Here is a 15,553-nt window from a genome sequence, read left to right as displayed (position 1 = left end):
ACTATCTGTTTATTACGGCAAACGCCAATTCCTACCCATCAAATCACACAGAAGACGTACTTTTGGACGTTCTGACAACAAACCGATTTTGGTTGTTCGACCATTTTTTACTCATGAAAAAAACCCTCCTGGCCTTTCTGGCCTGTGCGCTGGTTATTGTAGCCTGCGACGATAAAAAAAGTAGCTCGTCGGAGACCACGCAGACCGAAACGAAGCTGGTAGCTGCCCCCACTTTTTCCGGCGACTCAGCCTATACCTTTATCGAAAAGCAGATCGCCATTGGGCCTCGCGTACCCAATACGCCCGCTCACATACGTGGTGGCGATTACATTGTGGCGACGTTGAAATCGTATGGTGTTGAGGTGATTGAACAACCATTTACCGCCAAAGGCTGGGACGGTGTCATGGTGACAGGCCGTAATATCATCGGCGTGATAAACCCGAAAGCGGAAAAACGTCTGTTGTTTTCTTCGCACTGGGATTCGCGCCGTTTTTCTGATCAGGACAGTCTGGCAACCAACTACACCAAACCGGTTCCAGCCGCCAATGATGGCGCGAGTGGCGTGGCCGTGTTGCTAGAAATGGCCCGGGTTATTCAGCAGGCCAAAGAAAAACCAACCGTAGGTGTTGATCTTATCTTCTTCGACGCCGAGGACTGGGGCGACGGTCAGCGTGCTGTGGGTGACAAAGAGGCAGGGTATCCCGATTATGATTATCTGGGTTTCTGCCTGGGTTCGCGCCATTGGGCCAAAAATCCGCACAAACCGGGCTACACAGCCTATTATGGTGTTTTGCTCGACATGGTCGGAGCTAAAAACGCTACATTTCTGAAAGAGGGCTATTCAATGCAGTTTGCGCCCAGTGTAGCGCAAACCATCTGGAATACGGCCAGCCAACTGGGGTATACGCAGTATTTCGTCGACAAAGCCGGTGGTCCCATCACGGATGATCACCTGGCACCCAACACCATCGCTAAAATTCCGATGATCGACATCATTCACCTGGATACCACAACGGGTTCGTTCTTTGAAGATTGGCACACATCGGAAGACGATATGCGGAATATTGACCCGAATACGCTAAAAGCCGTTGGGCAAACGCTGATTCAGACGGTATATAACGAAAAACCGTAATTGGTATGAGTTTAGTCTTTCACTAACGAGTTAATCGATACCACCATCCAATGATTTCTGTAAAATCAATAGTCCTTTTAGGAGCAGCAACGCTTTTGTTTTCGTGTGGTGGCCCCGACAAGCTGGGTACGTTAGACCTCAAGGTCTGGCGCAATGACCGGGGCGGCTGCAAGGGCGACCGCCAGGGAGAATTGGCTAATTTCATGGCTGTACGCGAACAGTTCAAAGGCCTCCACGTCAATGACCTGGGTAAAATGCTGGGTCGGCCCGACGTAAACGAAATCACCGACCGAAACGGAAAAGTGTATGTTTATTACGTAGAGAAAGGCCCGCATTGCAGCGAAAACACCGGCGCTAAATCAGGCGCAAAGAGTGTGGCGCTCCGCGTTAGCTCAATCGGGTTAGTAACGGAGGTAACTACACAGAACGGGACGCCGTAGGTGAGTCCAATGTTCAAGGTCTAATAGTCTAATGTTCAACGTCGCTTTGCCGGGTACCAAAACGGTACGTAGCAAAGCGACGTTGAACATTAGACTATTAGACCTTGAACTCATTTATATGTAAAACTTCTTCCGTTCGATCATTTCCTCAACCACATCGGGCACCATGTAGCGGATGGAGCGATTGGTGCGGATGGCTTCGCGGATGTAGGTAGCTGAGATATCGAGCAGGGGGGCTGCGATCAGGCGCACGTTTGGATGCTCACGGAAAGGTGAAACTATGGTTGGTTCACCGGGGCGTGCCGGTCGTGGATATACGTAAAGACCAAACTCCGTCAGAATTCGCTCATACTGCTTCCAGTTGGCAAACTGATCCAGGTTGTCTTCGCCCATAATCAGTTTGAACGTGTGTTGCGGAAACTTCTGACGCAGTACATCCAGCGTATCGATGGTGTAGCTGGGTTTAGGCATCGAAAATTCCACATCAGTGGCTTTCAGGCGGCTATTATCGGCAATAGCGCGCTCTACCATATCCAGCCTGTCGAATTCGTGCAACAGACTTTTCGTCTTTTTAAACGGATTTTGCGGCGATACCACAAACCAGACCTGCTCCAGATCGGCGCTCGTAGCCATGGTATTCGCCACAATCAAATGCCCAACGTGTATGGGGTTAAACGAGCCGAAAAAAAGACCGATTTTCAACTTAGTTTGTGGTTTGTTGTTTGAGGTTTGTGGTTGCGCTGCTGAGGGTAAAAATGGTAACTCAGCGGCGCAACCACAAACCTCAAACAACAAACCACAAACTATATTATCGTTGCTTTTGCCGGGACGATGCCTTCGTTGATGAAGTCGTCGATTAGTTTCTGGGCTTTGGCGTATGACTCTTCGAGGTCATCATTGACCAGAATAACATCGAACTGATCCTGGAACGACATTTCGAAGTGGACTTTAAAGAGTCGTTTCGAGAGGCTGTCTTCGGTTTCTGTACCCCGGCCAATCAGGCGTTGCTTCAGTGTTTCTTCGTCGGGGACTTTCACAAAAACGGCCAACGCCCGATCGCCGTAATACTGCTTTAATTTCAGGCCGCCTTTTACATCTACATCGAACAGCACGTGCTTTCCGGTATTCCAAACCCGCTGAATCTCTGATTTCAGTGTGCCATAAAACGCACCAACGTACACCTCTTCCCATTCTACAAATTCATCGGCGTCGATTTTGTGCTTAAACTCGTCGGGCGTCAGGAAGTAGTAATCCTGGCCATTTTGTTCGGCACGGCCCCGGCGGTCGCGGGTGCAGGCCGAGATAGAGAAGCCAAGGTTTTTGTTGGTTTCCAGCAGGTGATGAACAATGGTTGTTTTACCAGAGCCGGAAGGGGCCGAAAAGATGATCAGTTTACCGTCCAAGTTGGGGGGGAAGTTTAATGGAAATGTCAATAACCGACATGACATTTATGCTGTAAAGGTACTGAAAAACGAATCGGGGTAAGCGAGGAGCCAATTGGCTTACTCACTTACCCCGATTGTATTGGGTCAAAATGGCTTAATTGAAGGTAGCAATGCGGTTACGGATATCTTCGATAATCCTTTCTGGACAGCACCTTTTTTCCATCTTGTTTTGAAGGAGCGCTTTCATCTCTTTCTCAAGGTGGTACATTTTAATACAGGGCTGGCACGATTCCAGATTGCGCTTCAATTTCTCGAGGTCTTGTTCAGTCGCTGCTCCGTCGAGTACCGATTGAATAAACTTCAGACAGTCGCTTTGGTGTTCACACGAATTCTTCATACTCCTCAGTACCTCTGGCGACGATGTTGGCAAAGACGTTTGCATTGGAAAAATTTTATTTATTCCAAAATTAGTTATATTGTTGCTATTGGTCTAACCAAAGTCTGTATCGTATTAGTTCGATTTAGTCGTCAATATTTTCGTTATAACCCATCGACGCCGCATAATCTCTCAGCTTTTCCTTCAGCAGGTTACGTGCCCGGTGCAAACGCGACCGAACTGTACCGATAGGGATGTCGAGAATCTTAGCCATTTCTTCATACGTGAATCCTTCGATATCACACAAAATGATGACGGTACGAAAATCGACTGGTAGTGAGTTTAGGGCAGTAGCAACTTCATCGCCGATCAGATCCGACACGGTCTCGGCCCGAAGGTCGACAGTATGTTCGGTTTCTGAATCTTCTGAATTGTAAGTCGTCTCAACGTCCTGGTAATCAACCTTGGCTGGCTCCTTACTTTTCTTCCGATAATCATTAATGAAGCTATTCTTCAGGATTCTGAACAGCCATGCTTTTGCGTTGGTTCCCTGTTCAAACGAGGAGATAAACCGGAAGGCTTTCAGGTACGTATCCTGCACAAGGTCGTTGGCATCGTCTTCGTCCATGGTAAGACGAAAGGCGAAGTTGTACATGGAGTCGATGTGCGGCATGAACTCCTTGTTGAAAATCCGGTATTTCTGGTCGTCGGTATAACCGCGAGTGGGCGTCGTATCTGACATAGTTTCGGGCATTGTCGACATAAAAGTAGGCGTTAAAGTCGGTTTGCCTCGACAGCCGCCAGATTTTACGCTGATCTGAAAAGCAGACCGCGCTGGCAGAGGCCGGTATACAGTCTACTGCAAAAATCAAACCTTTGTTCAACCAAAAAGTTTAGCGGCCAAAATGGCAGAACCAAACTCGAGCTGCTTATGTTGGCAGTGTCCGACCCGAACGGCTCCTAAGGTATGTACGTTATCTCGAAAACGAAAGCGCGTTGGTTTTGCCTATCATTGGGAAGCTGCCACCCCAGCGAGATCGGTAAATGCCGCCAGGGGTAGGCCACAGCGCCAATAACACCTACGCCTAGATCATGGGTGCCATTTATCCAGTCGGCCATCAGGTGTACTTTATGAGGAATCAGTGCCGCTTCGGCGCCAACCATTACGCCTACATTATTACCATCGCCCAGATAATGTTCGTTGCCTAGGTAAAGACCACTGTTGATCCGCAAACGCTCGCTTCTTGACGTCCAGACGGCATTAGCGTAATAAAAATAGGCTAACCGCTCTGATCGGTACTGGGCCATATTGACACCGTTCTGTGCACCGAACCCTAGCTTCCAGTGTTCATTGACAGGCACTCCTTTCTGAACATTGATCATGACTAGCGGTGAAAAAGGGTCGTTTTGAAGCACGTCGTTTTTCAAAAAGTCATGCAAAGACGGGGAATAATCGATGCCAAGAAGATTAACGCCAATTTCCCAATCATGCTTCAGGCCATAATCGAGGGTGGTATTTAACTGGATAATACTGCTGAAGTTAACCTGCTGCTGAAAAAACAGCTTGCCTTTAGGCGTTATTTCCGACGAAGGCACGTTGAAAAGGCTCTGCTGAGCGCAGGCTATGGTGGTAAACAAGCATAAACAGATTGCTATGCCAGCAAACCGGATAGAGAAAGATGGACGGTACATGGTAAGTAGCTAAGAAAATTTCTACTTACCCAAGTACCGGCAAAAGGTCATCTATGAAATGAAAAGGAGGTTATAATGCCAATTATCGACGGGCAAAAAACTGAATCAGAATGATGCTTACGGTTGTAAACAGGGCGCTGGCGAGTGTACGCAAGAGAGTTGGTACGATGAGCGACAGGCTACCGGCTTCGATCAGAAAGAGGGCCGCGTGGTGAATGAGTACGAGCACAAACACGTATTTGAAAAACTCACCGAATCCCAGTTCCTGTAGTGTGAAAATGACCCGCGACTCCTGAATGCGCTGACTCATTTGTACCCGAATAATCAAAGGGCGCACATATGTCATCAGCACAGTAGCGGCCGCATGAATGCCCAGCGTATTATAAAATGTATCAATGATGACACCGGTGGCGAAGGCAAGCAGCAAAAGCCAGGTCTGGCTTATTTCGTTGGGCATGAGCAAAATACAGGCTACATACACAAAGCAAAAGCCATAATCGAACAGCACCAGATTTCGGACAAACAAAATCTGGAGGATGATGTACAACAGGAATAAAGAAATCAGAACAACAATTTCGCGAAGGGTCATGCCATCAATCGGTGGGGCGGTAGGTAGTACAAAGTGCTGGTTATTTCTCGCTTTCGACCTGCTTTTCGATCTGAGCCTGTTCGGCAGCCAGGGTATTCTCAACTACGTAAACGTAGGCTAGATTACCAAAATTTGTGGAGAGATCGATAACCAAGTCGTGAAAGGTTTGGTTGGCTTGCAGGCCAATAGTGCGTACCCGACCAATCAGGATTCCCGGAGGAAAAACTGAGTTTTGGTCTGACGTTACCACCGAATCGCCTTTACTGACCGGTTTGTAACGCGAAATGTCGAGCAGCGCCATTTTGGTAGGATCGCTACCCATCCAGCGGGCGGTACCAATATCACCTGCCTTAATCAGATTGGCCGATACGCGAAACTCGGAGTGCAGAATGGATGTGGCCACCGAAAAATGTTCGTTACAGAAGCGTATCCGGCCGACGATACCCGTCGGTGAAATAACACCCATACCGGGTTTGATGCCATCGGCGGTGCCTTTATCGATGGTGAGGTAATTATTGGCCAGCGTGGTGGTATTGTTAATTACTTTACCAACGGTGAACTTGAAGCGGGTGGCAAAGATAGAGTCGGCCTTGTAGAGCGGCGGGCTTTGCGGGGTACGTTCCTGCTGCCGCTCTGTCAGCTGGGTACGTAAGCGCAGATTCTCGGCGGCCAGATCGGCATTTACCTGTCGTAAACTAGTGTACTCATGCGCCGTGTTGGACCAGGTAAGCATTTGCGCTGCATACCGATTCGATGTATTGAAAAAGCTTGCGCTCCAGTAGTTGTTTGTGTTAATAATGAAATAGAAGCACAGCACTTCCAGCAACACAAACAGAATGAAGTTGCGGCTTTGAGCAATAAAGGCAAAGAGTTGTTCCACGTTTAAAAAGAGACAAGAAGCAAGAGATAAGAAACAAGAAGTAGGCGGCAAAAACAAGACAGAGTTAGTTCACTATGTCGTTTACCACGTATTTCTTGTTTCTTATCTCTTGCTTCTTGTTTCTACTTCTTAAGAAATAAGTACTGACTTATACAGATCGAGGTTCTTGATGACTTCACCCGTTCCTTTCACTACAGCCTTGAGCGGATCGTCGGCTACGTGGATAGGCAATTTGGTTTTGCTGGCGAGCCGCTTGTCGAGGCCGTGCAACAATGCACCGCCACCCGTAAGGTGAATACCGTTGGTATAAATATCGGCCGAGAGTTCGGGCGGCGATACTTCCAGGGCTTTCATTACCGCTTCTTCAATCTTCGAGATCGATTTGTCGAGGGCGTAGGCGATTTCGCTGTAGGTAACCTTAATTTCTTTAGGAATACCGGTCATCAAATCACGACCACGGATTTCGTAATCGGCGGGTGGGTTGTCGAGTTCAGGCAGGGCCGAGCCAACTTCCATTTTGATCTGTTCGGCCGATCGTTCACCGATGAGCAGGTTGTGCTCACGACGCATGTAATCCACGATGTCGCGGGTGAACACGTCACCAGCAATGCGGATCGACTGTTCGCAGACAATGCCGGAGAGGGCGATAACAGCAATTTCGGTTGTACCACCTCCGATATCGACAATCATAGTGCCGTTTGGCTGGGTGATATCGATGCCGATACCAATGGCGGCGGCGATTGGTTCGTGTACCATGTACACTTCCTTGGCTCCCGCGTGTTCGGCTGAGTCTTTAACAGCCCTTTTCTCTACTTCGGTGATGCCCGAAGGAATACAGATGACCATACGATGTGAGGGGGAGAATAGCCGGTTACCCGACTCAATCATTTTAATCAACCCCCGAATCATCAACTCCGCTGCTGTAAAGTCAGCAATTACCCCGTCTTTCAGCGGGCGGATCGTCTTAATGTTTTCGTTTGTTTTTTCGTGCATCTGCATCGCCTTATGGCCAATCGCCAGCACTTTCCCGCTGACTTTGTCCATGGCTATGATAGATGGCTCGTCGACCACAATACGGTCTTTATGAATAATAAGGGTGTTAGCCGTACCCAAATCAATAGCAATGTCGCTGGTCAAAAAATTAAATAGTCCCATTTCGGCAGGTTACGTATAGAACGCTATGCTGGATTTCTAAACAATACACAAAAGTAGGGATAATAAAAGACAAGTTTAGCCCACTGTTTGTGTCGACTTTTCTTTTTACGCGTGATTGTCAGCTTATAAACGCCAAACCCGCCCGAACAGAGGTGTTCGGGCGGGTTTGACTGATAACGGTAAGAAAAACCAACTATTTAACAGCAGCGTTTTTCTGGTCCTGAACTTCTGAACGGATCTGCTGGGCCATTGTTTTCAGGTCCTGCATACCTTTCCGTACACGAGTTCCGGCAGCCTGATTCTTTTTGTCATAGAATTTATCGAAGTCGCCTTCTAGTGACATAATCAGGTTTTTTACTTCCTCAAAGCGTGTCATACGATTGGGGTTTAAGTGTGAAAAGTGCTCAAATGCGCTAAAAACGCGTATTTGAGCGAAATATAGCTATTCTGTTATAGATCGCAAGAGCACCAACAAAAAAATACCCGAATAATACAACTTAAAGCCCTATACCTTACTCAGCGGCAGACTCCGTGACCCCTATTTGGGCTAATTCAGCCATTCCGGTGGGTTTTTGCTGTACGTAGTAACCATTTTTGAGTTTTTCTACAATCTCACTAAACACAGTCAGCGTGTAGTTAACATCATCGAGCGAATGCGCAGCCGTTGGAATGACTCGCAGCATGATTATTTCTTTTGGCACAACCGGGTACGTTACGATTGAGCAGAAAATACCATAGCTCTCCCGCAGTTCGCGTACCATTGCCGTTGCCGCTACAATACCGCCGTCGTTTTGCAACAGCACGGGCGTAACCGGTGAAGTTGTTTCACCAATATTAAAACCACGCGCGCGCAAACCGCTTTGCAGAGCCCGAACATTTTCCCACAGTTTTTCGCGGAGTTCCGGATGTTTTTTAATTAACTCAAGCCGTTTCATGGCACCTAAAACAAGGGGCATCGGTAACGCCTTAGCGTAGATCTGCGACCGCATGTTATACTTCAGGTACTTGATAATGTCGGCATCGGCGGCTACGAACGCACCGATCGACGCCATTGATTTGGCGAAGGTCGAGAAATACACGTCGATACCATCCTGACAACCGTAATGCTCGCCAACACCAGCCCCTGTGGCACCCATCGTACCAAAACCGTGGGCATCATCGACGAAGAACCGGAAGTTGTATTTTTCTTTCAGCGCAACGATCTGATCCAGGCTACCTACTTTACCCGACATACCGAAAACGCCTTCGCTGATGACCAGAACACCACCCCCGTTTTCGTCAGCTTTTTTAGTAGCGCGTTTCAGGTTCGTTTCAAGGCTGGCCATATCGTTATGGTTGAACTTGTAGTAGTCGCCCATTTTGGCTTTGTGCAACCGGATACCGTCGATAATGCAGGCATGACACTCGGCGTCGTACACGATCACATCGCGACGATCAACCAACGCTTCTACCGCCGACATGACACCCTGGTAGCCAAAGTTTAGCAGGAACGAGTCTTCTTTGCCAACAAATTGAGCCAGTTGTTGCTCCAGTTCTTCATGCTGATCGGTGTTACCCGACATGAGCCGGGCACCCATTGGATAGGCAAGACCCCAATCGGCGGCCGCTTTAGCGTCGGCTTCGCGCACTTCGGGGTGATTAGCCAGGCCCAGGTAGTTGTTGAGGCTCCAGTTCAGCATCTTCTTACCGAAGAACATCATGTGAGGCCCTAGCTCTCCGGTTAGGCGAGGAAAGGCAAAATAATGGTGCCCGTCGAAGAGTTGTGAATTGGAGCCTATCGGGCCCAGGTTGTTGCGTAGTTTCTCAAATAAATCCACTTTATGATGCCGTTTAAGGGCCTAAAGCCCTGTTTTCGATCTATTTAGTGCAAAAATAGGAAAAAGAGTTAAGATATAAGATACGAGAGGCAAGAGACAAGAATTGCGCCGCTGCATAAAGATCAGTTTCTCTGGCGGATCCGTCCAATCGCTTGCTTCTTACATCGTACACTAATAGTGCTGAACTTTCAAAGATTACCCGACGAAATTACCATAGTGATCTTAACACACGCTATAACAGACTATTAACAACTAAAATCAGGCAATTACCGCAAGGGGCGTTTAGCTTCAACTGTTTAGAATCCTTCTGTATATTTTCGATAACATATAGATTTAGTACAATTTGTTCGTCACTTTAAAGAACATCGTATTCGTTTTGTCCTAATCTTGCTGTATTTTTGCAGGCTTGCGTAATCGCCTGGCTGTCAGGCGGGGAATCAGGGGAAACATTATCTTCTACTGATTTGTTTACAATCGACATTAACACTTCACGCAGTATACCATGCTGATTACCCCCGGCAACCTGTTAGCGACCATTCGCACTCCTGAAGATCTGCGTAAACTCCCTAAGTCAAGCTTACCCCAAGTCTGTGATGAACTGCGCCAATATATCATTGACGTTGTCTCTATCTACGGAGGCCACTTTGGGTCGAGCCTGGGTGTGGTTGAGTTGACAACAGCACTGCATTATGTATTCAATACTCCTGATGATCAGCTAATCTGGGATGTCGGGCATCAGGCTTACGGTCATAAAATTCTGACCGGTCGGCGTGAGAATTTCCACACTAACCGGTTCTACGGCGGCCTGTCGGGCTTTCCGAAACGCAAAGAGAGCGAATACGATGCCTTTGGCGTAGGTCACTCATCGACCTCTATTTCGGCCGCTTTGGGCATGGCCGTTGCCTCTCAAATTCAGGGTAATTCAACACGCAACCATATTGCTGTCATTGGCGACGGGTCGATGACCGCCGGATTGGCGTTTGAAGGGATGAACCACGCCGGAGCCACCGATGCCAACCTGCTGATTGTGCTGAACGACAATTGCATGAGCATTGACCCCAACGTGGGTGCCCTGCGCGAATACCTGACCGACATTACTACTTCGCCCACGTATAATAAGGTGAAAGATGAGGTCTGGAATCTGCTGGGTAAATTCAGCACGTTCGGCAAATCGGCGCAGGAAATTGTTTCGACCGTAGAAACGGCCATCAAATCGTCGGTACTGTCGCAGAGCAACCTGTTCGAGTCGCTGAACCTGCGTTACTTCGGCCCCATCGATGGACACGACGTTGACCGCCTCGCCGATGTGCTGGCCGATCTGAAAACCATTCCTGGTCCCAAGATCCTGCACGTGCTGACGGTGAAAGGCAAAGGCTACGGCCCCGCCGAGAAAGATCAGACCAAGTGGCACGCTCCCGGTTTGTTCGATAAGCTGACCGGCGAGATCAAGAAAAAGACATTTGCTACGCCACAAGCGCCTAAATATCAGGACGTTTTCGGTAACACGCTGGTTGAACTGGCCGAACAAAATCCGCGCATTGTGGGTGTTACGCCCGCCATGCCATCGGGCTCATCGATGAACATCATGATGAAGGCCATGCCAACGCGGGCGTTCGACGTGGGTATTGCCGAGCAACATGCCGTGACTTTCTCGGCCGGTATGGCTACGCGGGGCGAAGTGGTGTTCTGCAACATCTACTCTACGTTTATGCAGCGGGCCTACGATCAGGTCATTCACGATGTGTGTATTCAGGAATTGCCGGTGATCTTCTGCCTCGACCGGGCGGGTTTTGCGGGTGCCGACGGACCTACGCACCACGGCGCCTATGATATTGCGTACATGCGCTGTATTCCCAACATGATTGTGGCCGCGCCTATGAATGAGCAGGAGCTACGCAACATGATGTTTACGGCTGCTTCGGATACGGTACAGAAAGGTAAACAGGCCTACACCATCCGCTACCCACGCGGCGAAGGCGTTATGCCCAACTGGAAAACCCCACTTGAAGAATTGCCAATCGGTAAAGCCCGCCTGATACAGGATGGCGAAGACGTAGCGATTCTGACACTGGGCCACATTGGCAACTACGCCGTAACGGCCACGAAGCAACTGGCCAAAGAAGGCATACGCCCGGCTCACGTTGATATGCGCTACGCCAAGCCATTGGATGAAGCCATGCTGCACCAGATTTTCAGCCGGTTCGATAAAATTCTGACTGTTGAAGATGGTTGTTTGGTGGGCGGTTTTGGCTCAGCGGTGCTGGAGTTTATGGCCAACCACGGCTACATGGCCCGCGTGAAACGCCTCGGCATTCCCGATGCCATCATCGAGCATGGCGAACAAATCGAGCTTCACCATGAATGCGGCTTCGACCCCGAAGGCATTGCCGATGCGGTGCGCGAACTGCTGTATGCTGGCCAGAAAATCGGCGTGTAACGTACCTACAACATAAAGACGTACCCAAGCCGGGCGAAGACACGACCATGTCTGTACCCGGCTTTTTTTCTTCCTGTAATATGGTGCTCAGACCCGCACTTAGTAAGACAGGCTGTACCGTAACCATTGACAGACAACGTAACCTGTTTTACGAACCGAAAATTTGTACTTTTGGTACAGATATTGCCTCATGATCATATAAAAGTGCTACCAATCAATACGATACCACCGTGTCTTCGAGTAAACCTAGTTGATCTCGTGAGGAAAATGGGCTAACTGGTTAGTACACAAACCCAAATTTCTATCTTGTCTATTCTCTTTATAGTCTTGTATATTTCTTTACGGACTGTAAAACAACGGTAGGTACGTTGGTTGTTATGATATATACCACGCTCACAAGCGGTTGGGTTAAGTCAACATCTACCGAATTCCTTGCACGTTTCCTCACCGAAGCCTGTATATTTGATTCCGAAACCAACGTACAACTTGAAACGAAGCTCGCCTCTTTCTGACGAATCCGTCCTTGTCGAACAGCTGCTTAAGCGAGACGACAAAGCGTTTCAGTGGTTGTACGAACACTACTCGGCCGCGCTGTATGGTGTTTTACTCAAGATTGTGCGGGAGGAAGAGCAGGCGCAGGACCTGATGCAGGAGGTTTTTATCAAGATCTGGAACAACCTCGGCAGCTACGATACGCAGAAAGGTCGCCTCTTCACCTGGATGTTGAACATTGCCCGGAACGCAGCTATAGACAGTATCCGGTCGGGCAAGGCCATGAGCCGCCCCGCCTCGGCCCAGACCATTTCGACCGATGATGACGGAACCTATGCCGTTGACAGGCAACATGCCGTGCCGCCCGAGAATACTGACTTCATTGGTTTGAAAGACGTAGTGGATCAACTCCGCCCCGAACGCAGGCAGCTGATTGATCTGGTTTATTTCAATGGATATACCCACGAAGAAGCAGCGGAGGAGCTTTCTTTGCCCCTTGGCACCGTAAAAACCCGGATTCGATCCGCCCTTCAGGAGTTGAAGCAACTCTTTAATCGGTAAAACTGCCGACTTTTCTCTACATTTTCGGGTTAAACCGGCACTTTGCCACACCCCTTTTCCTCACAACTGCCCGATCAGATAGCCGCTAATTGCCTCTGACTGTCAACCGTTTACACAAACTGTGGTGCGTAGGCTCTGGTCTTGTAAACAAACTGGGCCTTAATTTGTCATATACCATAGGTATATAGACCAAGCCCGCAACACGTCATGTTAGAACGTCTGGAAGAAATTCGCGAAAATATATTTCGCTACATCGAAGCCCGTATCGAGCTTTTTACGCTCGAAACCCGTGGTAAGGTAGAAGAGGGGGCCGTTACAGCGGTCCATGGAGTCATTCTGGGCTTTCTGGCTACCATCACCACTATTTTCCTGTTTAGTTTGCTGGCTGCTTACCTCAACGAAGTAACAGACAGCCGGTATATAGGTTTCCTGATTGTTGCTGCCTTCTTCCTGATTCTGACCATCGTTTGGGCCATATCGAAGCCATCGATGATTGGTATGATTCGTAAAATTGCCTACAAAGCGATGAAAGAAAGTCAACAGAAAAAAGCGGATGACAAATCGCAAGCCGTTCAGGATTTAATGAACCAGACCACAAAGTCGCTGAACCAAAGCGGCCAGTTTTTGCAGTGACCCGTGGGGGTGACTATCTAACCTTAAATTCAGTATACTCAACAATTTTAGTTTATTTTTAGCCTGTTAAACTCATGGAAGACCCAAAAATACCTTTTGCTGACACTACCGCCCGCCGCGCCCAATTGATGGAAGCTACCGAACGATTCAAATCCTCGATTCAGGATAGTGTCGATTCACTAAAGACGGATGCATCTGAAGTTGGAAAAACCACGGCATTGGTAGCGGGTGTAGCTTTCGGCGTATTTTTGCTGGCAAGCCTTATTCTGCCAAAATCTGACGAATACCGGTACGCCGAGAAATATGGTGAACCCGAAGATCGTGACTATATGGATGATGCCGACGAAGATGAAGACGGTTATCAGCCAAGACAGCAGCGTAAGGCCATTAAGCAACAAGCCAAAGAGACCCAGAAATCAGCAGCTGCTTCTGGTTTGATCGGAGGTTTACTCACATCAGTATTGACCAGCATTGCTCGTGAGCAAATTGGCGGTTTACTGACTCGAATTCGGACAAATAATGCAATCAATCCCACAGCGCAACCCGCTGATGCCCGTTATCACGAAAAAGCCTCGAATCAGCCTGTTAGCTACACTGAACAGCTATAAGGAGTCGGGACGAAAATCGTTTGCCGTATTGCTCGACCCGGATAAGGTCGGGCAATACGATTTTGCAGAAACTGTCAGCCGGGCCGTAGCGCATGAGGCTGACTTTTTTTTCGTAGGGGGCAGCCTGATTACCGATTATGTGCAGCACGAGATGATTACCCTTATCCGGCAGCAAACAACCACGCCCATTGTTCTGTTTCCGGGCAATTCGCTCCACATTGATCCCTCGGCCGATTCGCTACTGCTCCTATCACTAATCTCGGGCCGAAACCCGGACCTGCTGATTGGTCAGCATGTTATTGCTGCCCCGTTGCTGAAGCGAAGTGGCCTCGATATAGTATCAACGGCCTATATGCTGGTCGATGGCGGCGCTCAGACCACCGTTTCGTACATCAGCAACACCATGCCCCTCCCCCACGACAAACCCGGAGTGGCGGCCTGCACAGCTATAGCGGGTGAATTGCTCGGCCTGCGGCTAACGTACCTGGACGCGGGCAGTGGCGCCCGACGGCCAGTGCCGGCCGAGTTGATTGCGGCCGTTCGACAAGCTGTCGACACGCCCATTGTAGTGGGTGGCGGCATCAACACGGGCGAAAAAGCGTATCAGGCCCTTAAAGCCGGAGCCGATCTTATTGTGGTGGGTAACGGTATTGAGCAAAATCTGGATTTACTGCCCGAAATTGCGGCGGTTGTTTCTTCGTTCAATAATCAACCCGTTCGAGACCTTCAGGCCTGAATGTCCTCTTCTGTGTCTCCACGCAATTAGCCGTAAACACGTACCCTTACATGCGTTCCTTTTTCTCAACTCATTGCACCGGCAGTTACCGGATAGTCATGCTTGCCTTGTTCGCTACGCTGACGTGGTCATCTGCCTCAGCCCAGGAAGCAGAAGTCGTAGCTCCGAAGTATCCGGGTAAGTATTATACGTCTGTTGAGCGATTGGCTCAGTTTCCGGGTGGCCGCTCAGCCATGCTCCGGTTTCTGGCGCAACACATCGAATTCCCCAATTCGCTCGATCGAATCAACTACCAGACCGGGCCTATCAAAGTACGGTTCATTGTGGCCCCCGACGGGAAACTTTACGACATCACAGTCGACTCTCAGCCGGTTACCACTCCCGAGGCCGAAAAAGGCATGGACGAATACCGGATCAGCATTATCCGGGCCATCGAAAAAATGCCCCGCTGGCAACCAGCCCGCATGGGCGGCCTACCCGTAGCCATGCTCTACACGATTCCACTTAAAGTTGACAACTAATTCAGTTAAGAGTTAAGAGTTAAGAATTAAGAGCGGTCCGCCGCTGCGGTTGGCGCTGCTTTGCCAAGCGTTTGATCAATAGCAGAGCCAACCGCAGC

General features: G+C 49.0%; 17 protein-coding genes. 8 read left to right on the top strand and 9 right to left on the bottom strand.

Annotation, left to right across the window (positions count from 1 at the left end):
• Nucleotides 1–113: 113 nt before the first annotated feature.
• Nucleotides 114–1,133, top strand: coding sequence for a M28 family peptidase (locus tag ACAW87_RS13505; RefSeq protein WP_370723937.1), 1,020 nt, complete (start codon nucleotides 114–116; stop codon nucleotides 1,131–1,133).
• Between the two features lie 50 nt (nucleotides 1,134–1,183).
• Nucleotides 1,184–1,573, top strand: coding sequence for a hypothetical protein (locus ACAW87_RS13500; protein ID WP_370723936.1), 390 nt, complete (start codon nucleotides 1,184–1,186; stop codon nucleotides 1,571–1,573).
• Between the two features lie 114 nt (nucleotides 1,574–1,687).
• On the opposite strand, the gene nadD is transcribed toward ACAW87_RS13500, so the two are convergent.
• The 9 genes from nadD to ACAW87_RS13455 all read right to left on the bottom strand — a co-directional run bounded on the left by nadD (nucleotide 1,688) and on the right by ACAW87_RS13455 (nucleotide 9,467).
• Complete coding sequence (gene nadD, locus ACAW87_RS13495) at nucleotides 1,688–2,275, bottom strand: nicotinate (nicotinamide) nucleotide adenylyltransferase (RefSeq protein ID WP_370723935.1); 588 nt, start codon at nucleotides 2,273–2,275, stop codon at nucleotides 1,688–1,690.
• A gap of 101 nt (nucleotides 2,276–2,376) precedes the next feature.
• On the bottom strand, nucleotides 2,377–2,976 hold the full coding sequence (gene gmk / locus ACAW87_RS13490) for a guanylate kinase (protein ID WP_370723934.1): 600 nt from the start codon (nucleotides 2,974–2,976) through the stop codon (nucleotides 2,377–2,379).
• A gap of 503 nt (nucleotides 2,977–3,479) precedes the next feature.
• The gene (locus ACAW87_RS13485; protein WP_085411381.1) at nucleotides 3,480–4,097 is read right to left on the bottom strand and encodes a sigma-70 family RNA polymerase sigma factor; all 618 of its coding nucleotides are present in this window, start codon (nucleotides 4,095–4,097) and stop codon (nucleotides 3,480–3,482) included.
• 197 nt (nucleotides 4,098–4,294) lie between these two features.
• The gene (locus ACAW87_RS13480) at nucleotides 4,295–5,026 is read right to left on the bottom strand and encodes a hypothetical protein (RefSeq protein ID WP_370723933.1); all 732 of its coding nucleotides are present in this window, start codon (nucleotides 5,024–5,026) and stop codon (nucleotides 4,295–4,297) included.
• Nucleotides 5,027–5,108: 82 nt separating this feature from the next.
• Nucleotides 5,109–5,615, bottom strand: coding sequence for a hypothetical protein (locus tag ACAW87_RS13475; protein ID WP_370723932.1), 507 nt, complete (start codon nucleotides 5,613–5,615; stop codon nucleotides 5,109–5,111).
• A 40-nt stretch (nucleotides 5,616–5,655) separates the two neighbouring features.
• Nucleotides 5,656–6,495, bottom strand: a complete 840-nt coding sequence (mreC, locus tag ACAW87_RS13470; protein WP_370723931.1) for a rod shape-determining protein MreC — start codon at nucleotides 6,493–6,495, stop codon at nucleotides 5,656–5,658.
• 129 nt (nucleotides 6,496–6,624) lie between these two features.
• Nucleotides 6,625–7,650: a rod shape-determining protein gene (locus ACAW87_RS13465; RefSeq protein WP_085411377.1), complete on the bottom strand. Its 1,026-nt coding sequence runs from the start codon at nucleotides 7,648–7,650 to the stop codon at nucleotides 6,625–6,627.
• 193 nt (nucleotides 7,651–7,843) lie between these two features.
• Entirely contained in the window at nucleotides 7,844–8,026 is a 183-nt protein-coding gene (locus tag ACAW87_RS13460; RefSeq protein ID WP_370723930.1) for a BF3379 family histone-like protein, read from the bottom strand.
• A 136-nt stretch (nucleotides 8,027–8,162) separates the two neighbouring features.
• Nucleotides 8,163–9,467: an aminotransferase class I/II-fold pyridoxal phosphate-dependent enzyme gene (locus tag ACAW87_RS13455; RefSeq protein WP_370723929.1), complete on the bottom strand. Its 1,305-nt coding sequence runs from the start codon at nucleotides 9,465–9,467 to the stop codon at nucleotides 8,163–8,165.
• Nucleotides 9,468–9,969: 502 nt separating this feature from the next.
• Between ACAW87_RS13455 and dxs the strand changes: the two genes are divergently transcribed.
• The 6 genes from dxs (at nucleotide 9,970) to ACAW87_RS13425 (ending at nucleotide 15,455) form a co-directional block, all read left to right on the top strand.
• Nucleotides 9,970–11,904 (top strand): 1-deoxy-D-xylulose-5-phosphate synthase, encoded by a 1,935-nt coding sequence (gene dxs, locus ACAW87_RS13450; RefSeq protein ID WP_370723928.1) that lies wholly within the window; start codon nucleotides 9,970–9,972, stop codon nucleotides 11,902–11,904.
• Between the two features lie 486 nt (nucleotides 11,905–12,390).
• Nucleotides 12,391–12,957, top strand: coding sequence for an RNA polymerase sigma factor (locus ACAW87_RS13445; RefSeq protein WP_370723927.1), 567 nt, complete (start codon nucleotides 12,391–12,393; stop codon nucleotides 12,955–12,957).
• Nucleotides 12,958–13,164: 207 nt separating this feature from the next.
• A complete protein-coding gene (locus ACAW87_RS13440) occupies nucleotides 13,165–13,590 on the top strand; it encodes a phage holin family protein (protein ID WP_370723926.1) in 426 nt (141 codons plus the stop codon).
• Nucleotides 13,591–13,664: 74 nt separating this feature from the next.
• Nucleotides 13,665–14,198 (top strand): hypothetical protein, encoded by a 534-nt coding sequence (locus ACAW87_RS13435; RefSeq protein WP_370723925.1) that lies wholly within the window; start codon nucleotides 13,665–13,667, stop codon nucleotides 14,196–14,198.
• On the top strand, nucleotides 14,110–14,934 hold the full coding sequence (locus ACAW87_RS13430; RefSeq protein WP_370723924.1) for a phosphoglycerol geranylgeranyltransferase: 825 nt from the start codon (nucleotides 14,110–14,112) through the stop codon (nucleotides 14,932–14,934). The genes ACAW87_RS13435 and ACAW87_RS13430 overlap by 89 nt, the downstream gene beginning before the upstream one ends.
• Before the next feature lie 50 nt (nucleotides 14,935–14,984).
• A complete protein-coding gene (locus ACAW87_RS13425; protein WP_370723923.1) occupies nucleotides 14,985–15,455 on the top strand; it encodes an energy transducer TonB in 471 nt (156 codons plus the stop codon).
• Nucleotides 15,456–15,553: the final 98 nt, after the last annotated feature.

It is taken from the genome of Fibrella aquatica (genome assembly GCF_041321135.1).
In the GTDB taxonomy this organism is placed as follows: domain Bacteria; phylum Bacteroidota; class Bacteroidia; order Cytophagales; family Spirosomataceae; genus Fibrella; species Fibrella aquatica.
This window is presented reverse-complemented; position numbering and strand designations above follow the sequence as displayed.